Here is a 24,946-nt window from a genome sequence, read left to right as displayed (position 1 = left end):
GAATCGACAATGGGTAAGTGGTTTAAATCAGGGGCCCCCTGGATCTGGATGACGGGCGGTGCCGTCAGCCTGAGTCTGGTCGCCGTGCTGGGTCTGTTGTTGCTCATCGGCTGGCGTGGTCTGGTCTACTTCTGGCCGCACCCCATCTATGAGTGGCAGGTGCAGGGCGCCGACGGCAGCAAGAGCGTGCTGATCGGCGAGATCAACGATCGGGAACTGGTGCCGGTGGAGCGGCTGCGCGCCTCCGGTCTGGCCCTGGCCGGCGAGGATCGTACCGACCTGACTCGCTATCTGGTCAAGACCGGCAACCGCGAGTTCGTGGGGCTGGATTTTCGCTGGTTGCTGGAGACCGACATCCTCTCCCGCAGCCAGCCCAAGGAGCTGGCGGTGCTCGAACGCAGCACCAATGGCAACTTCTATGGCTACATCAGCTCGGTGCGCGAGGATGGTCGGGTCATAGACCAGGATCTGCACCAGGTGATGGTGCGGATGCTGGATCGCAGCAACCGGCTCTCCGAGCAGGCCAATGATCTGCAAAAGGGCAAGATAGGCAGCATCAACTATCAGCTCGAGAAGCTGCGCCTGAAGGAGCGCAAGGCCGAGCTGGACGATGAGCTGACCGATGAGGTCAAGGCGGATCTCGCCCGGCAGCGGGATGCCCTCAACGCCGACTATCAGGTGCTGGAAAAGGAGCTGTTCGAGCTCAGGCGCCAGGCGGATCGCGATGCCATCAAGGTACGGGACATGCGCGGCGTCGAGGTAGAGATGCCCATGTCCAGGGTGCTGGACGTGGTCTGGCCCAACGACATGAGCCTGCTGGGCAAGATAGGTCACTGGTTCCATCAGATAGGCAAGTTCGTCAGCGGCGAACCCCGTGAGGCCAACACCGAGGGTGGCGTCTTCCCGGCCATCTTCGGCACCGTCTTCATGGTGATACTGATGGCCATCATAGTGACCCCGCTCGGGGTGGTGGCCGCCGTCTACCTGCACGAGTACGCGGGCAAGAACGGTCTGACCAAGCTCATTCGCATCGCGGTGATCAACCTGGCGGGGGTGCCCTCCATCGTCTACGGCGTGTTCGGCCTGGGCTTCTTCGTCTACACGCTCGGTGGTTCGTTAGACCAGCTGTTCTACCCGGAGGCGCTGCCGAGCCCGACCTTTGGCTCCCCTGGCGTCATCTGGTCCGCGCTGACCCTGGCCATCCTGACCCTGCCGGTGGTGATCGTCTCCACCGAGGAGGGGCTGGCCCGGATCCCGAGCACGGTGCGTCAGGGCTCCCTGGCCCTGGGCGCCACCCAGGCCGAGACCCTGTGGCGCATCGTGCTGCCCATGGCGAGCCCGGCCATCATGACCGGCCTCATCCTGGCGATAGCGCGGGCTGCCGGTGAAGTGGCGCCGCTGATGCTGGTGGGGGTGGTGAAACTGGCACCGACCCTGCCGATGGACGGCAACTTCCCCTACCTGCACGTGGAGCGCAAGTTCATGCATCTGGGCTTCCACATCTATGATGTGGGCTTCCAGAGCCCGAACGTGGAGGCGGCGCGGCCCCTGGTCTATGCCACCTCCTTCCTGCTGGTGACGGTGATCGTGGGCCTCAACCTGACGGCCATCGGTATTCGCAACCACCTGCGCGAGAAGTTCCGCTCCTTGGAGCATTGATGCGAGGCCCTGGCGTGATGTCGAGACAGCAAACAGATGCACAGCATCACGCCGACCGACATCACTGGCATTCGCAGCCATGTGTGCGCGAGAAGTTCCGCTCCTTGGAGCATTGATGCGGCGCCCTGGCGTGATGTCGAGACAGCAAACAGATGCACAGCATCACGCCGACCGACATCACTGGCATTCGCAGCCATTTGTGCGCGAGAAGTTCCGCTCCTTGGAGCATTGATGCGGCGCCCTGGCGTGATGTCGAGACAGCAAACAGATGCACAGCATCACGCTGACCGACATCACTGGCATTCGCAGCCACTTGCGCGAGAAGTTCCGCTCTCTGGAGCATTGATACGGTTATCCAGAGAGACAAGAGTGAGGTGACAGATGGCGGCCCGAGAGGGTGCCGCCCTCTGTCTGCACCAACGAATGAGGGTCGCTGGCAAGCGCCCGGCCACCCCAGACAAGATTTAGAGGTAACAGATGATCAACGTGACGCCGACTCCGACCCTGCACAAGGCCCTGGATCTCACCAAGCTGACTCCGGAGCAGACCGCGCTCGAGGTCAAGGATCTCAACCTGTACTACGGCAGCAAACAGGCGCTGTTCAACGTCAACATGAAGATCCCCAAAGGCCAGGTGACCGCCTTCATCGGCCCGTCCGGCTGCGGCAAATCCACCCTGCTGCGCTGCATCAACCGGATGAACGATCTGGTGGAGATCTGCCGCATCGAGGGAGAAATCCAGCTGCATGGCCACAACATCTATGACAAGAGCGTGGATGTCTCCGCCCTGCGTCGCCGGGTCGGCATGGTGTTCCAGCGCCCGAATCCCTTCCCCAAGTCCATCTATGAGAACGTGGTCTACGGCCTGCGCCTGCAGGGGATCAACGACAGGCGCCAGCTCGACGAGGCGGCGGAGCGCTCCTTGCGCGGCGCGGCCCTGTGGGACGAGGTGAAGGATCGGCTGCATGACAATGCGTTCGGCCTCTCCGGCGGTCAGCAGCAGCGGCTGGTGATCGCCCGGGCCATCGCCATCGAGCCGGAAGTGCTGTTGCTCGATGAGCCTACCTCGGCGCTGGATCCCATCTCCACCCTCACCATCGAGGAGCTGATCAACGAACTCAAGAGCCAGTTCACCGTGGTGATCGTCACCCACAACATGCAGCAGGCGGCGCGGGTCTCGGATCAGACCGCCTTCATGTACATGGGCGAGCTCATCGAATACGCCGATACCAACACCATCTTCACCACCCCGGCCAAGAAAAAGACCGAAGATTACATCACGGGCCGCTACGGCTAAGGCGCTGGCAGCGACAAGGATGAGGGCCAACGGCCTTCCCTGGATATAATCGGACCGACAAGGATTATTTGTATGGACAATATGAACCTCAACAAACACATCTCCGGCCAGTTCAATGCCGAGCTCGAGAGCGTGCGCAACCAGGTGCTGGTGATGGGCGGCCTGGTGGAGCAGCAGCTGACCGACGCCATCGCCGCCATCCATGGCCAGGACCTGGATGCGGCGCGCAAAATCGTGGCCAACGACCACAAGGTCAACGCCATGGAAGTGGCCATCGACGAGGAGTGCACCCGCATCATCGCCAAGCGTCAGCCGGCGGCCTCCGACCTGCGCCTGGTGATGGCCATCATCAAGACCATCACCGATCTGGAGCGCATCGGCGATGTGGCGGACAAGATAGCCCGCATGCTCACCGACAACGCCAACAAGCCACAGCCGCCCCTGGTGTCGCTTGAAAACATGGGCCGTCGCACCATCAAGATGCTGCACGACGTGCTCGACGCCTTCGCCCGCATGGATCTGGAGGCGGCCATCACCGTCTACAAGGAAGATGACAAGGTCGACCGGGAGTACGAGTCCATCATCCGCGAGCTGATGACCTACATGATGGAAGATCCCCGCACCATACCCCAGGTACTCAACGTGCTGTGGGCGGCGCGGGCCATCGAGCGGGTAGGGGACCGTTGCCAGCACATCTGCGAGTACATCATCTACTTCGTCAAGGGCAAGGACGTGCGCCACACCAAGGTGGACGAAATAAACGATCTGCTGGGCAAACCCTGATGAAATGAATAAAAAGGCGCGCTGAGCGCCTTTTTTATTGCATTGAGCGACAAGTTGAGATAGCGCGCCCAAAGGGACGCTTTTCTGCTAGAATACGCCCCCTGTGTGAGTCTCGGATGGACTCACGGTCCGGTTTCCCGGGCCCAGTTTGCCGTCTTGTGTCAAGGCGGCTGTAGCAATAGGTCAATCATGAGTTTTGCCGATAGTCTGTTTTTACTGCTGCTGCTGGTTGCCGGCAGCGTGTTCTTTTCCCTCTCCGAGATCTCCCTCGCCGCCTCCCGCAAGATCAAGTTGCAGGTGATGGCCGACGAGGGCAACCGCCAGGCCGCCAAGGTGCTGGCCTTGCAGGCCCAGCCGGGCAACTTCTTCACCGTGGTGCAGATAGGCCTCAATACCGTCGCCATCCTGGGCGGCATCCTGGGCGAATCCGCCCTCAATCCCGCCATCAAGGAGCTGATCGCCGCCATCTACCAGGGACCCTGGCTCGGTGAGATAAGCTCCATCGCCTCCTTCGTCTTCGTCACCGGCATGTTCATCCTGCTGGCGGATCTGATGCCCAAGCGCCTGGCCATGACCATGCCAGAGCGGATCGCCGTGGTGGTGGTGCGCCCCATGATGCTGTTCGTGGTGCTGTGGATGCCATTGGTGTGGTTCTTCAACGGCATGGCCAACGCCCTGTTTCGCCTGTTGCGGGTCTCCACGGTGCGCAACGACGAGATCACCTCGGATGACATCTATGCGGTGATGGATGCGGGGGCGGCCGCCGGCGTGTTGCAGCGCGAGGAGCATCAGCTCATCGAGAACGTGTTCGAGCTGCAATCCCTCGGCGTCACCTCCGCCATGACGGCGCGCGAGAGCCTCATCTACTTCACCCTGCAAGAGAGCGAAGAGAGCATCAAGGCCAAGATTGCCGAACATCCCCACAACAAGTTCCTGGTCTGCGACCACAACCTCGACAGCATCAAGGGCTTCGTCGATGCCAAAGAGCTGCTGATCCGCGTCATCGGCGGTCAGAGCATAGACCTCATCGGCGGCAACCTGGTGCAGAACGTCATCATCATCCCCGACACCTTGAACCTCTACGAGGCCATGGAGTACTTCAAGAACCACAGGGGCGATTTCGCCGTGGTGATGAACGAGTACGCCCTGGTGGTGGGCATAGTCACCATGAACGATCTGATGAGCACCGTCATGGGGGAGTGGGCCACCCACGTGGTGGAAGAGCAGATAGTCCAGCGGGACGAGAGCTCCTGGCTGGTGGACGGGGTCACCCCCATCTCGGACGTGATGCGGGCCTTCGACATCGAGGAGTTCCCGGAGAGCCAGCACTACGAGACCATCGCCGGCTTCATCATGTTCATGCTGCGCAAGATCCCCAAGCGAACCGACTCGGTGAAATACGCCGGTTACAAGTTCGAAGTCGTCGACATCGACAGCTACAAGATCGATCAGCTGCTGGTCACCCGGGTGGAACCTGCCCAGGCCGAGAAGCCCGCTGACGCCGCCCTGTAATCGAAAAGCAGTCCCCCAAGCGAGCCAGGTGTCGGTGAAATACGCCGGTTACCAGTTCGAGGTGGTGGATATCGACAGCGACAAGATCGATCAGCTGCTGGTCACCCGGGTGGAGCCTGCCAAGGCCGAGAAGCCCGCTCAGGAATTGTAAAAGGAGCTCGTTAGCAATCATGAAGATGAAGACTCATTCCCGTGGGCTCGCCTGCGTGGCGATCGCCCTGGTACTCGGCGCCTGCAGCCAGAGTGCGCCGCGCAAGCCTGTGGCGACGCCCAAGCCGGCCGCGCCCCAGCCTGCCGTGGTGGTGGCGCCGCAACCGGATCCCGACGCCGTGGTGCAGAGCGATGCCGCGCAGCCCACCCCCACCTTCGACGAGGAGTACCATGGCCCGGATCAAGGGTCCCTCGAGTCGGTGACCGCCCTGTTTGCCCGTGGCTACCTAGAGTCGGCCATGCGTGAGACCATGCTGGCGGCGGTGCAGACCGATTACCCCCTGCTCGGCATGCGCGGCGTGCGCATGAGCGATCCCGTGACCAAGTTCCTCGGCTCCCCCCAAGCCAGCAAGCTGGCCCATGACTACCTGAGGGCCGGGGTCGAACGCCGTCTCGGCCGCGCCTTGAGTCAGGCCCAGTGGCAGGGGATCTGGCAGGGGCTGCCGCGCCAGGGCCTAGTATCCGATTGGAGCAAGCAGCTCAAGCGGGTGCTGGCAGGGCGCTGAGTTCGCCAACTCACCATGCAAGGCAAGAGGTCACCCCCCGGGGTGGCCTCTTGTCATTTTGGCCAATGACCCAGCCCTCACCATGGCGCAGGCGCCCCCATCGCGAGCCGCCCCTTGCCGCCCTCGGCCCGCTTATCCTCTGTCTTGTGCGCAGCTCCCGATTGCGTCCCTCTGCGCTTTGGGGCATGATGTCTTGGCTTTCTAGCCGTCTAGATGTTTTGATGGCTTAATGTCAATCCACACAATAAACACCCGCCATGACGGGGACACGCAGAGAGACAGAGATGGAAAAACAGGATTTGTGGGTACTCGATGGCGGCATGGGCCGTGAACTGGCGCGCCGTGGTGCACCGTTTCGTCAGCCCGAGTGGTCGGCGCTGGCCCTGATGGAGGCGCCAGAGACGGTGCGTGAGGTGCATAGGGCCTATGCGGCGAGCGGTGCCCGGGTCATCACCACCAACAGCTATGCCCTGGTGCCGTTTCATATCGGCGAGGCGCGCTTTGCCGCAGAGGGCGAGGCGCTCGCCGCCCTGGCCGGGCAACTGGCCCGGGAGGTGGCCGACGAGCAGGGGGGCTCCGTCAAGGTGGCCGGCTCATTGCCGCCGTTGTTTGGCTCCTATCGTGCCGACCTGTTCGAGCCAGGCAGGGTGAACGAGCTGGCCACACCGCTTGTCCGGGCCCTCTCCCCCCATGTGGATCTCTGGCTGGCGGAGACCATGAGCCTCATCGCCGAGCCCCTGGCCCTCAAGGCCCTGCTGCCACAGGACGGCAAGCCGTTCTGGGTCTCCTTCACCCTGGAAGACGAGGCGCCGGGCAGCGAGCCCACCCTGCGCTCCGGCGAGCGGGTGGCCGATGCGGTGGCCGCCCTGGCGTCGGCCGGGGTGGACGCCATCCTGTTCAACTGCTGTCAGCCCGAGGTGATCGAAGGGGCGCTCAAGGTAGCCGTCGCCGCGTTGCAGGCTCAGGGCCACAGCGACGTTCGCCTCGGCGCCTATGCCAACGCCTTCCCGCCCCAGCCAAAAGAGGCCACCGCCAACGACGGTCTGGACGAGATCCGCGCCGATCTGGGGCCGCTGGATTATCTGGGCTGGGCCGAACGCTGGCGCGCGGCCGGGGCCAACCTCATCGGCGGCTGCTGTGGCATAGGCCCAGAACACATAGCGGCGCTGGCCAGTCGGCTGCGTTAAGGAGATCCCATGAAAGAGAGCAAGATAGGGCTCTGGTCCCTCACCGCCCTGGTGTTCAGCTCCATGGTGGGGGCGGGGATCTTCAGCCTGCCCCAGAACATGGCCGAAGTGGCCGGTGCCCGCGCCGTGCTGATCGGCTGGGGCGTGACCGGGGTCGGCATACTGGCGCTGGCCATGAGCTTCCTCTACCTGTCGCGACTCAGACCCGATCTCGACGGCGGCATCTACAGCTATGCCCGCGCCGGCTTTGGCGAGCTGGTGGGCTTCTTCAGTGCCTGGGGTTATTGGCTGTGCGCCACCATAGGTGTGGTGGGTTATCTGGTGATCGCCTTCGCGGCCCTGGGCAGCTTCGTCGATACCCCTGACAATGTCTGGTTTGGCGAGGGCAACACCCTGGCGGCCTTCATCGGCGAGTCCTGCATCCTCTGGGCGGTGCACCTGCTGGTGGCCCGCGGCGTGCAGCAGGCGGCCCTGTTCAACCTGGTGGCGACCCTGGCCAAGAGTCTGCCGCTGCTGCTGTTCATCCTGTTCGCCTGCTACTGGTTCGATCCTGTCACCTTCGCGGCGGATCAGCAGGGCAGCACCCTGGCGGTACCGGTGTCAGATCAGGTGCGCAATACCATGCTCATCACCCTCTGGGTCTTCACCGGTATCGAAGGGGCGGCGGTGCTGTCGGCCCGGGCGAGAAACAAGCGGGACGTGGGCACCGCCACCGTGCTCGGCGTGGTGCTGGCGCTGCTGCTCTATGTGCTCATCTCTGTGCTGGCACTCGGGATCCTGAGTCGCCCCGAGCTCGCGGCCCTGCCCAACCCCTCCATGGCGGGGTTGATGGCCCAGATGACCGGATCCTGGGGCAAGCTGCTCATCAGCGCCGGCCTCATCGTGTCGGTGCTTGCCTCCTACGTGAGCTGGACCCTGTTCTCGGCCGAGGTGCCGTTCAGCGCGGCCCGTCACGGCGCCTTCCCGGCCATCTTCCGCCGCCAGAACCGCAACGGCACTCCCATCGCGTCGCTCTGGCTCACCAGCCTGACGGTGCAGGGCTGCCTGCTGCTGGTGTGGCTGCTCGGCAAGGGCTACACCAACCTGCTGCTCATCTCCACCTCCATGATCCTGGTGCCCTACCTGCTGATCGGCCTCTTCCTGCTCAAGCTTGCCTTCGGCGGGCAGCACAAGGGCGGGCAGGGCAACACCTTGATGCGGGCGGTGGCCCTGGTGTCGAGCGGTTACGGATTCTGGCTGCTCTATGCCGCCGGGGTGGAGTACCTGCTGCTCTCCTTGTTGCTCTACGGGCCGGGCCTGCTGCTGTTTCTCTACAGCCGTCGCCAGCTCGGCGCCGAGCAGCGGCTCAGCGGGCGCGAACGGTTGCTGGCCGGGGTCACCCTGCTGGCCCTGGTGCCGGCGCTCTGGTCCTTCACCCACCAGATTTGACGGGTGGCCCACGCCAAGCGATAACAGCCCACGTCATCGGATAATAGAAAGGGGAGCCGTAATGGCTCCCCTTTGTCGCTATCCGATGGGCCTCGTTGCGCTAGAGCACCTGGCTCAGGAACTGACGCAGACGGGGGGAGGCGGGGTTGTCGAAGAAGTCGGCGGGCCTGTCATCCACCAGCAGCTCGCCGCGCTCCATGAACAGCACCCTGTCCGCCACTTCCCGGGCAAAGCCCATCTCGTGGGTCACCACCACCATGGTCATGCCTTCTTTGGCCAGCCCCTTCATGACGTCCAGCACCTCGCCCACCATCTCGGGATCCAGGGCACTGGTGGGCTCGTCAAACAGCATGATGCGCGGCTGCATGGCGAGCGCCCGGGCAATGGCCACCCGTTGCTGCTGGCCACCGGAGAGCTGGGAGGGGTAGCTGTGCGCCTTGTCCGAAAGACCCACTTTCAGCAGCAGGGCCTTGGCCCGCTCCTCGGCCTCCTGGCGGGGCAGGCCGCGCACCTTCTGGGGGGCGAGGGAGATGTTGTCCAGCACGCTGAGGTGGGGGAAGAGGTTGAAGGACTGGAACACCATGCCCACCTCTTCCCGCAGCTTGTTGACGTCGCCTGGTTCGGTGAGGCTGATGCCATCGACCTCGATATGACCGTCGTTGATGGTCTCGAGCTGGTTGAGGGTGCGCAGGAAGGTGGATTTGCCCGAGCCGCTCGGCCCCACGATCACCACCACTTCCCCTTCGGCCACCTGGGTGCTGACGTGCTTGAGGGCGTGCACCTGGGTGCCGTAGAACTTCTCGACCCCGGTCGCCTTGATGATGGGATTGGCCTTGTTGCGCATCGTCATGCCGTGGCGCTCCCCGTGTCTGTGCGTTTCATGTGACAAGTCATGTGACTGGCCGTGATGGCCAGGGGTTGCTTAGTTGCTGCGTGCATATTTCACCTCGAGACGGCGCACCAGGAAGGAGAGAGTGCCAGTCAGCACCAGATAGAGCAGGGCCACGGTGAACCAGACCTCGAACGGGCTGAAGGTGGAGCTGACCACCTCCCGTCCCGCCTTGGTGAGGTCGGTGATGGAGATGACCGAGACCAGGGAGGAGTCCTTGATGAGGTTGATGAACTGGCCGGCCAGGGGCGGCAAGACCCGCTTGAAGGCCTGGGGCAGTATGATGTAGCGCATGGTCTGGGCCGAGGTGAGACCCAGGCTGCGGCCTGCCTCCATCTGCCCCTTGTGGATGGAGTCGATGCCGGCGCGCACGATTTCGGCCACGTAGGCACCGGTGAAGACGGCCAGCGCCGCCACCCCGGCGGTGAATCTGTCCAGATTCAGCACTGTGCCGATGAAGAAGTAGACGATGAAGATCTGCACCAGCAGCGGGGTGCCGCGGATCAGTTCCACATAGCAGCCGGCCAGATTGCGCAGGGCCGGGTTGGGGGAGAGGCGGGCCAGGCCCGCCAGGGTGCCGAGCAGGATGGCGAACACCCCGGCCACCAGGGAGAGCTTGATGGTGACCCAGATACCGAAGGCGATGGGGCCCGGGGTCCACTTCAGCTGGGTGTCGAGCACGTCGCCGCGAAAGACGGTGTCCCCTTCGCTCAGGTTGGTATCGCTGGCGGCGATGGCTTGGCGATGGGTGGCGTCCAGATCGTCTTGCAGCACCAGGGCGTCATTTTCGGCCACGACGGTGCCGTCAAACTCGGCGTAGTTGTGTTGCTGGGCCTGATAGACGATGTACTGGGGGATGCGCTCCCAGCGCCAGGTGTAATCGACCGATTGCACGGCCTTGTAGATGCCGAATACGGCGAGCAGCAGCATCAGCACGAAAACGCCGTGCCAGAGTAGTGAGCTGGGCTGTTTTTCCATCTGCTTGATGGGTCTCGGATTGAGCACAGTCGACAACCTCTTTCATTATTGTGTGGGGTCTGCGTGAGGGGCGCGGTCTGGCCGCGCCCTCGGGAGGTTTACTTGAGCTGTTTCAACCAGTCGTTGGACTCGAACCACTTCTGATAGAGGCGATCGTAGCTGCCGTCGCCCTTGATCTGGCGCAGGTAGTTGTTCATCCAGTTGAGGGTGTCCTGATCCCCCTTGCGGATGGCCCAGGCCAGGGGTTCGAAGGTGAAGGGGCTGGCCAGGTGCACCACGGCTGCCTTGTTCTCGGAGGCGAAGATGGCGTTGTAGGGCAGGTCATAGATGAAGGCATCGACCTTGCCGTTGACCACTTCCAGCTTGGCGTCGTCCTGGGTCTCATACTGCAGCAGGGTGGCCTTGGGGATCATGCGCTTGACGGCCTGCTCGCCCGTGGTGCCGAGCTTGACCGCGATCTTGAACTTGGGATCGTTCAGATCTTGATAGGACTTGATGGCACCCGCCAGCTCCTTGCGCAGCACTATGGTCTGGCCGACGACGATGTAGGGATCGGCGAAGTTGACCCGCAGGTTGCGCTGGGGGGTGACCGTCATGCCGCCCATGATGACATCGAACTTGTCGGTGAGCAGGGCGGGGATGATGCCATCCCAGGCGGTGTTGACGAACTCCACCTTCACCCCCATCTCCTTGGCGACCATCTTGGCGAGATCCACATCGAAGCCGATGTATTTGCCCTGCTTGTTGGTCATCTCGAAGGGTTGATAGCCGGCATCGAAGCCGACCCGCAGCACGCCGCGATCCAGGATGGCATCCAGGGTGGAGGGGGCGGCAGTGGGGGCCGCGTTGGCCAGCCCGCAGGCCAGCAGGGTGGAAAGGATCAATTTTTTTATCATGGGTGACGTCTCTGTCGTAAGTGTGTTCGGCCTTGAACCTGCTCCCGTGCGACTCCATGGCACAAGAGACTGCTGCATCCGGCAGCAGGCAAGACAGGATTATTGTCTTGGTCGGGGCGAAAGCCCCATATGAGATTCTATGAATGACAGCCTGAGTGAAAAATGTACCAAAAGTTGATTGTGCCAGAAGACTCAATAAGTTAGTGGGACTTTTGCCTCGCAGCCTGGCTCATAAAACCACAAGAAAACAACATATCTATCTAATGGCGTGGGTTCAAGTGCAAAAATATTTGGCGGGCATTTTGCTGTCCCCGGCGACGATAATCTGGCTTCAATCGAAACTTATTGGCGGTGGTACTGGTGAAGGGAGGCAGGTGGTGGTCGGGCCGGGGAACTATTTCAGCACGCCACAAGGCTCCCTCTGTGTCTTGTCATGGCCTTCCCATATACTCAGCCATCCCCATTGCAAGGCTCGGGTATGGACACCTCAATACTGCTCAATCTGGATGTATTCACCCTGATGCTGATGGCCCTCGGGGGCTACAGCCTGGGCTTCATCACCCTCTCCATCATCTGGACCACCCACAGGGAGATCCCCGGTCTCGGGTTCTGGTGGTGGTCCAGTCTGTGCGCCCTGGCGGCCCAGTCGCTGTTCTTCCTGCAGGCGTTCACCCCCCATATCGCGGGGATCTGGCTGGCCAACCTGCTCATCACCCTCTGCATCGCGCTGATGCCGCTGGCCTTGCAGCGTTTCTTCGGGGTCTCCCCGAACTGGCGCGCCTTCGTCCTCTTCATGCTGATCTACCTGCTGCTGCTCTGCTGGAGCGTCATGTTCAATGACGAGATGGCACCCCGGGTGCTGCTGGCCTGTCTGAGCTACATGGTGCTGGGGGCGGTGATCGTCTTTCTCGTCTGGCGGCACGGCTATCCGGCCTACCTGCCCGCCGTGCTGGTGTTTACCGTGGTCAACATACTGCTCTACGGCTTCAACCTGGTGCGGATGGGGGCCCTGCTGGGCGGCGAGGTACGGGTGCTGATGGATCAGCACCTGGTCAATGTGCTGCCCTTTCTCTCCATGCTGATGGGCAACTACCTCTCCACCTTCGGGGTGCTGCTGCTCTGTACCCAGTACCGGGCCCTGGCCCTGCGCCAGCTGGCTACCCAGGATCCCCTGACCGGGGTCTACAATCGGCGCGGGCTGCATCACCACCTGGCCCCCTTGCTCGGCAAGGGGCCCGTCTTGCTGGCCATGGTCGATCTCGATGACTTCAAGCAGGTCAATGACAGCTTCGGCCATGAGATGGGGGACAGGGTGCTCAGGGAGGTGGGGCGCCACCTGAAGGGCCAGCCGGATCTGCTGGTGGGACGCGTTGGTGGCGAGGAGTTCGTCTTGCTGGCCAACTGGCAGCAGGGGCAGGCCCATGAGCGGTGCGAGCAGCTGCGCCGGGAGATAGCGGCCCTGGAGGTGGAGGGGATCCGCATCACCATCAGCATGGGGCTGGACTGGCTCTGGCCCGGTGAGGGACTGGAGCAGGCACTGCACCGGGCCGACGGGGCCCTCTATCGCGCCAAGCGGGAGGGAAAGAACCGGGTCTGTGTCTGGCAAGAGACCCGGGAGTCGTCCCCGCCGGTGAGCGCCGCTTGATGCGGCGCGGCGGCCCGTGACCCGGGCGATCCGGGTCGTGGCTGCGTCAGCGGTGCAGCTCGCCCGCGCGCTCGGGCTGATAGACCACCTCCAGGATTTCGACGGCGATGGTGCGACCGGCCGGGCCCGGCCAGTTGATGCTGTCCCCCACCTTGAGCCCCAGCAGGGCGCTGCCCACGGGGGCCAGCACCGAGATCCTGGACTCATCCCCTTGCACATCCTTGGGATAGACCAGGGTGAGGCAGAAGGGGGCATCGCTGTTTTGCATCTTGAAGCGCACCGTGCTGTTCATGGTGACCACGTCCGGCGGCATGTCGGCGGGCTCGCGGATCTCGGCGCGATCCAGCTCCTCCTGCAGGGCCTTGTGCTGGGGTGAGTGGCCCAACAGGGGTTCAATACGGTCCAGATCCAGGCTGGAGATGATGAGATGGGGTGCTGTCATGGCATAGATCCTCATGCAATGGGATGAACGGGGCCACAGGGGGCCGGGTTGAATGGCGAGTAAAAAGTATACAGCTGCGTGCGGCCCCCGGGCGGCTCGGGACGAGACGCGGGCGGGGGCTCAGTTGGGTGTGAGCAGAATGGGGAAAATCAGATTGGTTTTCATGGGGATACCATAACCATTCTGCCATGGCTTGGCAATCACCGGCCCGGACTCAGGGGGCCTGGTAGTCGTATTGCAGCAGGATGCGATCCAGGCTGCCGTCCGCCGCCATCTCGGCCAGGGCCTGGCGCCAGCGCGCCGCCTCCCCGGCGGGAAAATCCAGGTTGGCGGCCAGGTAGAGCGGCGCCCTGGTCAGGGTCTCCCCCTTGACCAGGCGGGCGAGGGGGAGGCCGGCCTCCTGCTGGGCGTAGCGCATGGTATTCCAGGCGGCGGCCCAGGCCTGGATCCGCCCCCGCGCCAGCTTGTCGGCGTTGCCGCGCTCGGTGCCGACGGTCTCCAGCTCAGGCATGCCCCGGGCCTGCAGCAGGCTGTGGCTCAGGGAGTGGCGCAGTACGCCTATCTTGAGCCGCTGCGCCTCGGCCAGGGTGAGCGGCTCGCCGCGATGACGCCGATCGCCGGCGAGCACGAAGGACTCCTCGAGCAGGGGGGCTATCCATTGCAAGCGTGCCTCGCGATCCGGGCTGCGCACCGGGGGCAGCAACAAGACCCCGGGTCTGTGCTGGGCCTCCATGAGGGCGCGGGCGAAGGGCATGAGCTCTATGGTGAGGGGTTCGTGCAGCCGACGGGCTGCCTCTTCGACCACCTCCACCGCCATGCCGGTCGGCGCCCCCTGCTGGGCGCGGATCACATAGGGGGGCACCTCGGCCGCCAGCAGGGTGACGGCCAGGGCGAAGGGGCTGGGCAGGGCGAACAGCAGGCACAGGATCAGGGGCATGGCGCTTCATCTGGGTGGCGAAGGCATCAAGTGTATCATTTTCGCCGCCGCCGGGCCTGCTCAGTCAAAGAAGTCGCGAATGTCCCGCTGCTGATAGTTGGCAAGATCGAGCCAGGGGGCCCTGGCCGCGAGCCGGGTGGGGGTGAGGGTCATGCGATAGCTGCGATAGCCGTCCAGGGAGCCGGACTCCACGCTCAGGGGCACCTGCAGACGCTCGGACCAGAGGATGCGGGTGCGCTCATGGGGGCTCTGGTGTGCATACCAACGCGCCCCCGCTGGCGCCTCGTCATCGAGGGGGGCCATGGCGGCCAGCAGCGCGGGATCGATGAGGAAGCGCACCTTGACCGGGTTGGGGGTGAAGGCGACCTGGCCATACTCCTCGGGGGGCACGCTCACCAGCTGGTTGTGGTAGCGGTCGGCGTAGCGCAGTTGCAGATCCCCGGGGGCCAGGCTGATCCAGCGGGCCGCCATCTGGTGGGTGAAGTGCTTGTGGCCGGGCTGGCTGTCGTGGCGCAGGTGATAGGCGCGGGCAATGGGCAGCGGGATGAGCCGCTCGCTCCAGATGTGATCGCCACGGCGCTGCCAGCGCTCCTGCCAGCGGCTCTCGCGCACCACACCGTCGGCGCCCGTGCTGCGATCCTCATACTGGATGCGGGCGGCGAGATCCGGTACCTCGGCCGCAAGGGCCCGGGGGGAGCAGAGCAGGGCAAGGCCCAGCAGGGTGAACAGGAGGCCGGCGGGGGCCCGGGTATGGGGCCCGTCTATCCGGGGGGGCAGGGGAAGGGGAGTCTCTCTCATGGGGTCTCTGTCTGGGCTGGTCTGCCGGGCTCGCCCGGCAAGGAATATAGAGAAAGGAGAGGGCCCCGGCCCGGGGCCCTCTCCCTGGGGACGCTATCAGAGGCCCAGGGCCTCTCTTATCTTGCCAAATACCCGGGTGTTATCCAGGGTCCCCTTGAAGCGGCTGCTGCCGGCGCCATCGGCAAACAGCATCACATCGCCGCCGCCATGGGTCTCGGAGCCGAGCTTGATGCCGGTCTCCTGTAGGTAGTCATCGGCCATCACTTCCCCGCTGGTGAGGGTGGGGCGCACATCGGCCCGGTTCGGACCATTGCCGAACACTAGCGTGGTGAAGGGCTTGCCATCCACGTCGGTCTGGGTCGAGCCGTCGCCATTTTTCACCAGATCCAGCACCGGATTGCCCTTGGCGGCATAACCGTTGATGGTCATGGTGTGGTCATGGTCGGCGGTGACCACGATCAGGGTCTCGTTCAAATCGACCTTGCCCAGGGCCGTCTTGACCGCGTCGTCCAGGGCAACCGCATCGGTGAGGGCCCGCTTGGCGTTGGTGCCGTGCAGGGCGTGGTCGATGCGCCCCCCTTCCACCATGAGGAAATAACCCTGGCCGTTCTGGCTGAGCAGGTCGATGGCCTTGGCGGTCATCTCGGACAGGGACGGCTGGGTATTGGCCGCCCCCTTGGCGACCCGGTCCAGCTCGTAATCGAGGTGGGACTTGGCGCTGAACAGACCCAGCACCTTGCCGCTCTCTATCTTGGCGAGATCGCTTCGGGTGGTGACGTACTGATAGCCCCGGGCACCGAGCTCGGCGGTGAGATCCCGGCCATCGGCCCGGCCCCCCTTGTTGCTGGTGCTGTCGTAAGGGGTCCAGTGGTTGGCCCCCCCACCCAGCAACACGTCCACCCCGTCTCCCAGCGCGCTGTTGAAGCCGGCGCCGCCCGGCACCGCCTGGGCCGCGATGGCGTAGGCTGCATCCCGGTGGCAGATGTGGGCATAGGTGGCCGCCGGGGTGGCGTGGGTCAGCTCCGTGGTGGTGACGGCGCCGACCGACTTGCCCGCCCCCTTGGCCAGCTCGAGCAGGGTGGGCACAGGGGTGCCGTTGTCGGCGCTGCAGTTGTTGATGCCCTTGTTGCCGTTGGCGTCCTTGCCGGGCGCCACAGCCTGGGTGTCGCTGCTCATGGCGATCACCTCGTTGTTCATCTTGATGCCCGTGGTGTAGGCCGCCATGGAGGGGGCTGAGTCCGTGGTCTGGGCATCGTTTGAGAAGGTCTTGATGCGGGCCGTGCGGGGCAGGGACATCATCGCCAGATTGCCCTCTTCCCCCACCTTGTAGAGGCGGGTGGCGGTGAGCACGCTGGGGCCCATGCCGTCACCGATAAAGAGGATGACGTTCTTGGCGTCGCTGGCCTGGGCCTGGGTGGCCAGGCTCAGGGTGGCCAGGGCCAGGGCGGAGCAGATTTGGGAGGTCTTGAATCGAGTATTCATGGGTGCCATTCCTTAGAGCTGGGCCGCAGCCTTGATCTTGCCAAACACGGCGGTGTTATCGAGGGAGCCATGGAAGCCATCCGCCCCCTGACCGATGGCGCCGAGGAACACATCGGTGCCGCCATGGGTCTCGCTGCCGAGTTCACCTACCTTGACCACCACCTCCTGGTGGTAGTCGTCGGCGGAGACGGTGGCATCGTCGAGCGGCGCCACGCTCGCCCGGGAGCCATCGACCCGGTTGTAGCCGTTACCAAAGCCGATGATGGTGTAGGGCATGCCGTCGCTGTCGAGCAGGTTGTCGCCGCTGACATAGTTCTTCGCCAGCCCAAGCACCCCGGGGTTGCCGTCCGTGGTCTTGCCGGTGCGCTTGGCGTAGCCGTTGAGCACCAGCGTATGGTCATGGTCGGCGGTGACCACTATCAGGGTGTTTTTCAGCTCGGGGTCGCTCTTTTTCACCTCAAGGATGGCCGCCTTGATGGCGTCGTCGAACGCCAGGGTGTCTTGCAGGGCGCGCTTGGCGTTGGTGTCGTGCAGGGCGTGGTCGATGCGGCCCCCTTCCACCATCAGGAAGTACCCCTTCTCCTTGTCCTTGAGCTGCTTGATGGCGGCCAGGGTCATGTCGGTGAGGGAGGGCTCGCTGGCGGGCCTGTCGAGTTCGTACTTCATGTGGCTGGCGCCAAACAGACCCAGCAGCGGCTTGCCGGCCTCGGCTCCCTGCAACTCGCCCAGGGTGCTGGCGAACTGGTAGCCCTGGCCCTTCATCTCCTCGATGAGGTTGCGGCCGTCCTCCCGCTTGCCCTGGTCGGCGGTGGGTTGAAAGAAGCTGCTGCCGCCGCCGAGCACCACGTCGATGCCATCCTTGAGGGCCGGGTTGTAGCCGGCGCCGCCCGGCACCAGTTGCACCGCGATGTCCGCTTCCAGATCCCGGTTGCAGAGATGGGCATAGGTGGCGGCCGGGGTGGCATGGGTGATGCGGGTGCTGGTGACCACGCCGGTGCCGCGGCCATCGGCCTTGGCCAGCTCGAGCAGGGTGGTGACCGGCTTGCCGCCACTCTGGCTGCAGTCATCCTGCTGGGTCGCCTCGCCATCCATGCTGATGACGCCGTTGTTGCTCTTGACCCCCGTCATGTAGGCCGCCATGGAGGGGGCCGAATCCGTGACCTGGGCATCGTGGGAGAAGGTCTTGATAAACGCCGTCTCCGGCAATGTGTCCATGGTGAGATCTCCCTCCTCACCCACCCCGTAGATGCGGGCGGTGGTCAGGGTGTTGATCCCCATGCCATCGCCGAGGAAGAAGATCACGTTCCTGGCGCGGGTGTTGGCCTCGCCCTTGTCACTGCTGCTGTTGTCGTCGTTGCTGGAATGGCAGCCGGCGGCCAGGGCGGCACTGATCATGAGTGCCATTCCCGTCATTTTTTTCATGGGTTCGCTCCTTGTAAAACCGTGGTGAAGGCTAAGGAGTCCAGATGACGGTTTGAATGAACTCAGATGACACTAGTGTTAAACCGGTGGTAAATCCGGTTATCAATCATGTGGTTAATATAGTGGTGCCGTGCCAGGGGGCCCAGGTGGGAGGGAGAGTGACCCCCGGGGAGACAAGAGTCTGTCAATGTGGGGAAAAGCAGGTAAAATGCGCCCCGTTCCGAGCAGAGAAGGTGAGAGAGAATGTCGATTAACTGGTTTCCCGGTCACATGCACAAGGCCCGCAAAGAGATCGCCGAGGTCATGCCCCAGGTCGATGTCATCATAGAGATGCTCGATGCCCGGATCCCCTTCTCCAGCGAGAACCCTCTGGTGCCGGAATTGCGGGGTGACACCCCCGTCATCAAGGTGCTCAACAAGGCGGATCTCGCCGATCCCGAGATCACGGCGCGCTGGGTGGCCCACATGGAGCAGGAGAAGGGGATCAAGGCCCTGCCTCTGACCCAGCAGCAGCCCGACGAGATCAAGAGCCTGCTGACCCTGTGCCACCAGATGCTGCCGGAGCGCAACTTCGAGCTGCGCGGGGTGCGCGCCATGATCATGGGCATCCCCAACGTGGGCAAGTCGACCCTGATCAACACACTGGCGGGGCGCACCATAGCCCGGACCGGCAACGAGGCGGGGGTGACCAAGTCCCAGCAGCGGATCAAGCTCGACAACAACGTCATCCTGACCGATACCCCGGGCTTCCTCTGGCCCAAGCTCAACCCCCCCTCCTGCGGCTACCGGCTGGCCATCACCGCGGCCATCAAGGACACCGTCTTCGACTACGCCGACATCGCCATGTTCGCCGCCGATTACTTCATCAAGGCCTACCCGGAGCGGATCAAGGCCCGCTACCAGATCAGCGATCTGCCCGAGACCGAGATCGAGCTGCTGGAGCTCATCGCCCGCCAGCGCGCCTTCGTGCGCAAGGGGGGCCTCGCGGATCTGCACAAGGCCTCGGAGATCCTGGTGAACGAGTTCCGCTCAGGCCTGCTTGGCCGCATCACCCTGGAGACCCCGGAGATGGTGAGCGAGGAGATCATACTGGCGGCAGAGGAGGCGGAGCAGAAGGCCAGGGAGAAGGCCGAGCGGGAAGAGGAGCGCCAGGCGCGGGCCCGTCGCAAGTACGCCAAGAAGCGGCAGAAATAGCCGAGTCTGTGCCAGGTAACACGAAGAGGCGGCCCCGGGGTCGCCTCTTCTGTTATGGCGCCAATGGCCGGGCCGGGGCAACACCTGGCAGCCGTTCGTTCAGCGCCGATTGACAATGGCTTTGGCGGTGGCATGATGCGCTCGCATTTTGACTCTCCCCACGGTTTTATCCATGACCACATACGCCCGGCCAGTGCTGTCATTGCTCTGTGGCCTGCTGCTGTTGACCCTGGCCATCGCGGTGCTAAATACCCTGGTGCCGCTCTGGCTCGCCCATGACAGGCTGCCGACCTGGCAGGTGGGCATGGTCGGCTCCGCCTATTTTTGCGGCAACCTGCTGGGGACCCTGCTGGCGGGGACGCTGATCAGACGCGCCGGGTTCAACCGCAGCTACTACCTGGCCAGTGCCCTCTTCGCCGCTGGCTGTGTGGGCTTAGGAGTCACCCTGGGCTTCTGGAGCTGGCTTATCTGGCGCTTCATCGCCGGCATCGGCTGCGCCATGATCTGGGTGGTGGTGGAGAGTGCGCTCATGTGCAGCGGCAACGCGCGCAACCGGGGGCGCCTGCTCGCCGCCTACATGATGGTTTATTACCTGGGGACAGTGCTCGGGCAGCTGCTGGTCAGCACCTTGCCGACCGGTCTGATGGATGTGCTGCCCTGGCTGACGGGCCTGGTCGCGGCCGCCATCCTGCCGCTGCTGTTTACCCGCATTGTCAACCAGCAGGGCGAGCAGCAGGAGGGGTCAACCCGGGTGTGGTCCATGCTGCGCCTGCGTCAGGCGCGCCTTGGGGTCAACGGCTGCATCCTCTCCGGCATCGTGCTGGGGTCGCTCTATGGTCTGATGCCGCTCTACCTGAACCACCAGGGGGTCAGTGATGCCGGTATCGGTTACTGGATGGCGGTGATGGTGAGTGCCGGCATCCTGGGGCAGTGGCCTGCCGGCCGTCTGGCGGACAGGTTCGGCCGCCTGCCGGTACTGCGGATACAGGTGCTGGTGGTCATTCTGGGCGCCTTGGCGATGCTCGGCGCCGCAGGGATGGGCCCGGCGCTCTTCATCCTGGGCGCCGCCGGCTTTACCCTCTACCCGGTGGCCATGGCCTGGGCCTGCGAGCAGGTCGAGCAACATCAGCTGGTGGCGATGAATCAGGCGCTGCTGCTGAGCTACACCCTGGGCAGCCTGCTCGGCCCGGCCTATACCGCGCTCTTGATGCAGCACTACTCGGACAAGCTGCTGTTTATCATGATCGCCAGCGTCTCCTTCATCTATCTGCTGATGCTGCTGCGCCCCATGGGCAAGCATCCGACGCCGCTGGCACATGCCTGATGCAAAGGAGCGCCGATCGCCATCTCCTGACCGATCCCTGGTGATCGGTGCCGAGCGGCGCTTTTTTGGCGAGATACAACCAGGCGGCCCCGGGGCCGCCTGGTTGTTATCAGGGGCCGGATGGGGACAGGGGCTAGCCGTAGCGCTTGTTCGCCTCTTCGAACAGGGACAGATGCAGGGGGAGCAACTGCCGCCAGTCGCGCCTGTATCCGCCTCCCGGTACGGCGGCGATGGGCAGGCCGTGGCGCATCGCACAGTCAAACACCATGGCGTCCCGCTGGCGCACCCCGGCGTCGCTCAGGGAGAGGTAACCGAGCTCATCGGCCTGGTGCACGTCGACCCCGGCCTGATAGAGGATGAGGTCGGGGCGGTAGAGGCGCAGCGCCAGATTGAGCGCCTGGGTCAGGGTCTCGAGGTAGGCGTCGTCCTCCATGCCGCTTGGCAGGGCAAAGTCCAGGTGGGAGGCGGGTTTGTGGTGGGGAAAATTGTGCTCGCCATGGAGGGAGAGGGTGATGATGTCCCGGCTCCCCGCGCACAGGGCGGCGCTGCCATCCCCTTGATGGACATCGAGATCCACGATGAGCACCTGCTCGCAGCGCCCCTCGTCGAGGCAGGCCCGGGCCGCGATCACCAGGTCGTTGAACAGGCAGAAGCCGCTGCCAAAGTCCCTGTGGGCGTGGTGATAGCCGCCGGAGATCTGCAAACCGCAGCCCTGATCGAGGGCGTGACGGCTGGCGGCCAGGGTGGCCCCGACCGAGCGCAGGGTGCGTTCAATGAGCAGGGGGGACCAGGGAAAGCCGAGTCTGCGGATGGCGTCTCTCTCAAGCTGGCCGCTGAGGGCCGCCGCCACAAAATCGGCATCGTGGACCCGTGTTATCTGCTCCCGGCTCGCGGCGGGAGCCTCTGTCAGGGGATAGCCCCGGGCTGCCAGGATCTGGTAGAGCGCCTGGTACTTGGCCAGGGGAAAGCGGTGACGCTCGGGCAGGGTCAGGGAGGAGTAATGGGGGTGGTAGAAGATGCGCAGGGCCATGGAAATGGGTCCGAACGGAGATGAAAAAGGGGAGCCTGGCTCCCCTTTTTGCATAAAGCGACTTTTGCATAAAGCGACGCGCTGCGCCCTTATTGTTGCTGGATAACCCAGATCTGGAAGGCTTTGCGAGTCTCTGTATCTGCCTTGTTGTACCAGCTCTGCAGCTGGGTCAGGGCTTCGGGGTTGCTCTGGGCCTTGCTCGGGGCAACCTGGACAGGGGCGCTGGCGGCGGCCATGACGGCGGCGGTGGAGACGGCGACCGTGGTCGGCTGGTTGAAGGCCTTGCCCATGGCGATCAGCTCCTGCTGATAGTCACGGGTCAGCTGGAACCCTTCGACCTTGGGCAGGACGAACTGCTCGCTCTTGACGGACTGACCGCTCACCTTGTCCTTGAGCCCCACTTGCTGGGTCTTGACAAACTGCTTGGCCTCGGCTTCGTTGCGCGGCTTCTTGTAGTCCAGGATCAGCTGCTGGTTGTCTTCGGCGGTGAAGTTGATGACCAGGGGCTCGGCGGTCACGAACTTGGTGTCGCTGCGGCTGGAGTAGTTGCCTTCGAAGGCGACCACCAGTTGATGCTTTCCTGCCTCAATTGGGTATTTATTGCCCGTTTGGAGTAGCTTGGGATTGGTGGGTTCGCCATCGATCAACTGCACCACATAGGGTGGGGCGACTTCCAATTGGACATTGGCCAGGGCGCTGCCGGCCCACAACAGACCAGCCAGAGCCGGCACCAGAACAGTCAGTTTCATCTCTTCTCCTTGAACAGTCAGGCGATGGCCTGCTGAAAACAGGGGCCATTTTTGCAGGTTTGGCCGAGGGCGGCAATAGCCAAGGGGCGCCGATTCGAGCCCGGGCCGGGCCCCCTCTATTCCTCGGTTTCTCAATAGCGGGGCGGTCGCCGTCACTCAATGCGGCGGGTAAAGGGCGGCAGGGCATCGAGCAACCCCTTGCCGTAACGCTTGGTGAGCAGGCGGCGATCGAGAATGGTCACCCGGCCCAGATCCGTCTCCTTGCGGATGAGACGGCCGCAGGCCTGGATCAGCTTGCGGGACGCCTCCGGCACCGTCAGCTGGAGGAAGGGGTTGCCGCCGCGCTGCTCGACCCATTCGGCGGTCGCCTCCTCCACCGGGGAGTTGGGGACCGCGAACGGGAGCTTGGTGATCACCAGGTTGGTGAGGTAGTGGCCGGGCAAGTCCAGCCCCTCGGAGAAGCTGCCGGTGCCAAAGAGGATGCTGGCCTGGCCGCCGTCGCATTTTTGCTTGTGCAGGGTCAGCAGGGCGTTGCGCGACGCCTCCCCCTGCACCAAGAGAGAGAGCCCCTTGGCCCTCAGCCCCTGGGCGACCTCGTTCATCTGCCGGTAGGAGGAAAACAGCACCAGGCTCGCCTCCTTGCCGGCCAGCAGCCGAGGCAGGGTATCGACAAGCTCCTGGGTGAAGCCGGGAGCGCTCGGTTCATGGGTCATTTTTGGCAGGTAGAGTTCCGCCTTCTGATAGTCGAAGGGGGAGCGCAGGCGCAGGTAGCGGGTGCCGTCGTGCTCCTTGAGTCCCACCTGATGGCGAAAGTAGTTGAAGGAGGAGAGGGCGGTGAGGGTGGCCGAGACCAGCACGGCGCCGATGCAGCGGGACCAGAGCCACTCCTCCAGCAGATAGCCGACCTCGATGGGGGAGGCGTGCAGCCAGGTGTCCCCATCCTCGCCTCTCACCATCCAGCGAGCCAGGGGCGTCTTGCCCTCGGGGACATGGCGACCGAGCATCTCCCACAGGGCGGTGAAGCCCTCCAGCCGTTGCAGGTGAAAGCCGGTCTCGGCCAGCAGGGGTTCGGCCTCCTTGCGGCGGATCTCGCCATCTTTCAGGGCCTCGCCGATGGCGCCCTGCATCCTGTCCAGCGCCCGCAACGCCTTCTTGCTCGCCTCTTTCAGGTTTTCGGCCAGCATGGGCAGCGGATCGGGCAGTACCCCGCCCTCGAACCTGTGCTGTCCCTCCGGGGTCAGCAAACCCTCGTGGGCGGCGAGCCACTGCTCGAGGGCCTTGAGATCCGGCTGCAGGGAGGCGAGTGCGTCTTGCAGCTTGAGCTGGGGATCGAGCAGGCTCTCCTTGTTGAGGGCCCGCGCCAGCTTGCCGCTGCTCTGGGCCAGCTTCTCCAGCCAGCGGCGGGATCCCTTGATGTTGGCGCTGGCGGCGCCGTGATCCCGGGCTATGGTGGGCAGGTGATGGGCCTCGTCGAGCACATAGAGGCACTCGTCCGGGCTCGGCAGGATGATGCCCCCCCCCATGGTGAGGTCGGAGAGCAGCAGGGCATGGTTGACCACCAGCACATCGGCCGCCTCCATGTCGTTTCTGGCGCGATGAAACGGGCAGTGCTGATGGTGGCTCAGGGCCTTGTTGCAGCTGTGGCGGTCGGCGGCGATGCGCAGCCAGCCCGGATCCGGAATGGGGTCTGGCCAGTTGTCCCTGTCCCCGTCCCACTTGCCGTCGGTGTAGGCCTGCCACAGCGCCTGGTAGAGGCGCTGATCCCCGGCGCTCGGCTTGTGTTTGCTCAAGGCCTCGAAGTCGAACTCGAAGTTGCTCATGTCGGCGCCGCTGGCCGCCTGCTCCAGCAGGTGCTCGCAGCAGTAACGCTGGCGCCCCTTGACCAGCATGAAACGAAACGGCAGCTCGCTGTGGCGATGATAGAAGGGCAAGTCCTTGTGGATCAGCTGCTCTTGCAACGCCACCGTGGCGGTGGAGATGATGAGCTTCTTCTGGGTGAGCCGCGCCACCGGGATGGCACCCTGGGCATAGGAGAGGGATTTGCCTATCCCGGTGCCCGCCTCGGCCACCAGGATACGGCGAGACCTGTCGTACTCCCCGGTGAGGGTCTTGGCTATCTCGGCCACCAGGAAGTTCTGCTCCCTGCGGGGCACAAAGCCGGGCAGGCCGTCGGCTATCTGGCGATAGGTGGCGCGAATACTGGCTTTGAGACGGGTCGATAACATGGCTTGGCGGGTCATGGCTGGGATTGGAGTGACAGGATACCCGCAACCCGGCGCCCGGGTCGAGGCAGGGATGACAGCCCCTTGCATGGCCGCCGCCAAATATGCCAACACAGCGGTTGGGGGGTGGATGACTCCCCTCAGCTGGCATAAAAAAGCAGCGTTTTTCGCTGTAAACGGTTTCCCTTAACAGGGGGAAAGAGATGAGAGAGGGATCACATTTTTTTCCCTATGACTACGGTTCTGCCAGAAAGTTCCAAGTTTTTTCATTGCGGATTGCAAAACCCGGTGCTAGTCTCGGGCCCCATAGTGATGCAAAGAACATCGCTAACACAGGGAATAACAACAACTTAGTGT

Annotated in this window: 22 protein-coding genes; 11 read left to right on the top strand and 11 right to left on the bottom strand. The window is 63.8% G+C overall.

From position 1 onward, the window contains the following. Positions 1-9: 9 nt before the first annotated feature. From pstA to ACLHZ1_RS14990, 8 genes are all read left to right on the top strand, one after another. A complete protein-coding gene (pstA, locus tag ACLHZ1_RS15025) occupies positions 10-1,659 on the top strand; it encodes a phosphate ABC transporter permease PstA (RefSeq protein WP_427262733.1) in 1,650 nt (549 codons plus the stop codon). Positions 1,660-2,136: 477 nt separating this feature from the next. Further along, the gene (gene pstB / locus ACLHZ1_RS15020) at positions 2,137-2,955 is read left to right on the top strand and encodes a phosphate ABC transporter ATP-binding protein PstB (protein WP_408794653.1); all 819 of its coding nucleotides are present in this window, start codon (positions 2,137-2,139) and stop codon (positions 2,953-2,955) included. Between the two features lie 72 nt (positions 2,956-3,027). Further along, positions 3,028-3,738, top strand: coding sequence for a phosphate signaling complex protein PhoU (phoU, locus tag ACLHZ1_RS15015; RefSeq protein WP_408794656.1), 711 nt, complete (start codon positions 3,028-3,030; stop codon positions 3,736-3,738). A gap of 189 nt (positions 3,739-3,927) precedes the next feature. Next, the gene (locus tag ACLHZ1_RS15010; RefSeq protein ID WP_427262732.1) at positions 3,928-5,250 is read left to right on the top strand and encodes a hemolysin family protein; all 1,323 of its coding nucleotides are present in this window, start codon (positions 3,928-3,930) and stop codon (positions 5,248-5,250) included. A 28-nt stretch (positions 5,251-5,278) separates the two neighbouring features. Next, positions 5,279-5,401 (top strand): hypothetical protein, encoded by a 123-nt coding sequence (locus ACLHZ1_RS15005; RefSeq protein WP_427262751.1) that lies wholly within the window; start codon positions 5,279-5,281, stop codon positions 5,399-5,401. Between the two features lie 19 nt (positions 5,402-5,420). Then, complete coding sequence (locus ACLHZ1_RS15000) at positions 5,421-5,966, top strand: hypothetical protein (protein WP_427262731.1); 546 nt, start codon at positions 5,421-5,423, stop codon at positions 5,964-5,966. A 284-nt stretch (positions 5,967-6,250) separates the two neighbouring features. Beyond that, positions 6,251-7,153, top strand: coding sequence for a homocysteine S-methyltransferase family protein (locus ACLHZ1_RS14995; RefSeq protein WP_427262730.1), 903 nt, complete (start codon positions 6,251-6,253; stop codon positions 7,151-7,153). A 9-nt stretch (positions 7,154-7,162) separates the two neighbouring features. Further along, entirely contained in the window at positions 7,163-8,581 is a 1,419-nt protein-coding gene (locus ACLHZ1_RS14990) for a basic amino acid/polyamine antiporter (protein ID WP_427262729.1), read from the top strand. Positions 8,582-8,681: 100 nt separating this feature from the next. Here the strand turns inward: ACLHZ1_RS14990 and ACLHZ1_RS14985 are convergent, their stop codons facing one another. The 3 genes from ACLHZ1_RS14985 to ACLHZ1_RS14975 all read right to left on the bottom strand — a co-directional run bounded on the left by ACLHZ1_RS14985 (position 8,682) and on the right by ACLHZ1_RS14975 (position 11,344). Further along, positions 8,682-9,425 (bottom strand): amino acid ABC transporter ATP-binding protein, encoded by a 744-nt coding sequence (locus tag ACLHZ1_RS14985; protein WP_427262748.1) that lies wholly within the window; start codon positions 9,423-9,425, stop codon positions 8,682-8,684. A 78-nt stretch (positions 9,426-9,503) separates the two neighbouring features. Continuing rightward, positions 9,504-10,475: an amino acid ABC transporter permease gene (locus ACLHZ1_RS14980; RefSeq protein ID WP_427262728.1), complete on the bottom strand. Its 972-nt coding sequence runs from the start codon at positions 10,473-10,475 to the stop codon at positions 9,504-9,506. Positions 10,476-10,546: 71 nt separating this feature from the next. Then, positions 10,547-11,344, bottom strand: a complete 798-nt coding sequence (locus ACLHZ1_RS14975; RefSeq protein ID WP_427262727.1) for a transporter substrate-binding domain-containing protein — start codon at positions 11,342-11,344, stop codon at positions 10,547-10,549. 478 nt (positions 11,345-11,822) lie between these two features. Between ACLHZ1_RS14975 and ACLHZ1_RS14970 the strand changes: the two genes are divergently transcribed. Further along, positions 11,823-12,989: a GGDEF domain-containing protein gene (locus ACLHZ1_RS14970; RefSeq protein ID WP_427262726.1), complete on the top strand. Its 1,167-nt coding sequence runs from the start codon at positions 11,823-11,825 to the stop codon at positions 12,987-12,989. 46 nt (positions 12,990-13,035) lie between these two features. Here ACLHZ1_RS14970 and rnk read toward each other — a convergent pair whose 3' ends face one another. From rnk to ACLHZ1_RS14945, 5 genes are all read right to left on the bottom strand, one after another. Next, on the bottom strand, positions 13,036-13,431 hold the full coding sequence (rnk, locus tag ACLHZ1_RS14965) for a nucleoside diphosphate kinase regulator (RefSeq protein ID WP_427262725.1): 396 nt from the start codon (positions 13,429-13,431) through the stop codon (positions 13,036-13,038). A gap of 214 nt (positions 13,432-13,645) precedes the next feature. After that, positions 13,646-14,368 (bottom strand): substrate-binding periplasmic protein, encoded by a 723-nt coding sequence (locus ACLHZ1_RS14960; RefSeq protein ID WP_427262724.1) that lies wholly within the window; start codon positions 14,366-14,368, stop codon positions 13,646-13,648. 60 nt (positions 14,369-14,428) lie between these two features. Beyond that, the gene (locus ACLHZ1_RS14955; RefSeq protein ID WP_427262723.1) at positions 14,429-15,166 is read right to left on the bottom strand and encodes a hypothetical protein; all 738 of its coding nucleotides are present in this window, start codon (positions 15,164-15,166) and stop codon (positions 14,429-14,431) included. 96 nt (positions 15,167-15,262) lie between these two features. Then, positions 15,263-16,648 (bottom strand): alkaline phosphatase, encoded by a 1,386-nt coding sequence (locus ACLHZ1_RS14950; protein ID WP_427262722.1) that lies wholly within the window; start codon positions 16,646-16,648, stop codon positions 15,263-15,265. 12 nt (positions 16,649-16,660) lie between these two features. Next, on the bottom strand, positions 16,661-18,070 hold the full coding sequence (locus ACLHZ1_RS14945; protein ID WP_427262721.1) for an alkaline phosphatase: 1,410 nt from the start codon (positions 18,068-18,070) through the stop codon (positions 16,661-16,663). Between the two features lie 243 nt (positions 18,071-18,313). Here ACLHZ1_RS14945 and ylqF point away from each other — a divergent pair, with 243 nt between their 5' ends. Both ylqF and ACLHZ1_RS14935 read left to right on the top strand, forming a co-directional pair. Continuing rightward, entirely contained in the window at positions 18,314-19,264 is a 951-nt protein-coding gene (gene ylqF / locus ACLHZ1_RS14940; RefSeq protein ID WP_427262720.1) for a ribosome biogenesis GTPase YlqF, read from the top strand. 172 nt (positions 19,265-19,436) lie between these two features. Next, positions 19,437-20,588 carry an MFS transporter gene (locus ACLHZ1_RS14935; RefSeq protein ID WP_427262718.1) on the top strand — a complete coding sequence of 384 codons (1,152 nt, stop codon included), beginning with the start codon at positions 19,437-19,439 and terminating at the stop codon, positions 20,586-20,588. 133 nt (positions 20,589-20,721) lie between these two features. On the opposite strand, the gene ACLHZ1_RS14930 is transcribed toward ACLHZ1_RS14935, so the two are convergent. The 3 genes from ACLHZ1_RS14930 to dinG form a co-directional block, all read right to left on the bottom strand. Next, on the bottom strand, positions 20,722-21,618 hold the full coding sequence (locus tag ACLHZ1_RS14930; protein WP_427262717.1) for a histone deacetylase family protein: 897 nt from the start codon (positions 21,616-21,618) through the stop codon (positions 20,722-20,724). A gap of 89 nt (positions 21,619-21,707) precedes the next feature. Further along, positions 21,708-22,367: a YccT family protein gene (locus ACLHZ1_RS14925; protein ID WP_427262716.1), complete on the bottom strand. Its 660-nt coding sequence runs from the start codon at positions 22,365-22,367 to the stop codon at positions 21,708-21,710. Between the two features lie 152 nt (positions 22,368-22,519). Beyond that, complete coding sequence (dinG, locus tag ACLHZ1_RS14920) at positions 22,520-24,592, bottom strand: ATP-dependent DNA helicase DinG (RefSeq protein WP_427262715.1); 2,073 nt, start codon at positions 24,590-24,592, stop codon at positions 22,520-22,522. Positions 24,593-24,946 lie beyond the last annotated feature (354 nt).

Origin of the sequence: Aeromonas sobria (assembly GCF_050266975.1) — a bacterium.
Lineage (GTDB): Bacteria > Pseudomonadota > Gammaproteobacteria > Enterobacterales > Aeromonadaceae > Aeromonas > Aeromonas sobria_B.
This window is presented reverse-complemented; position numbering and strand designations above follow the sequence as displayed.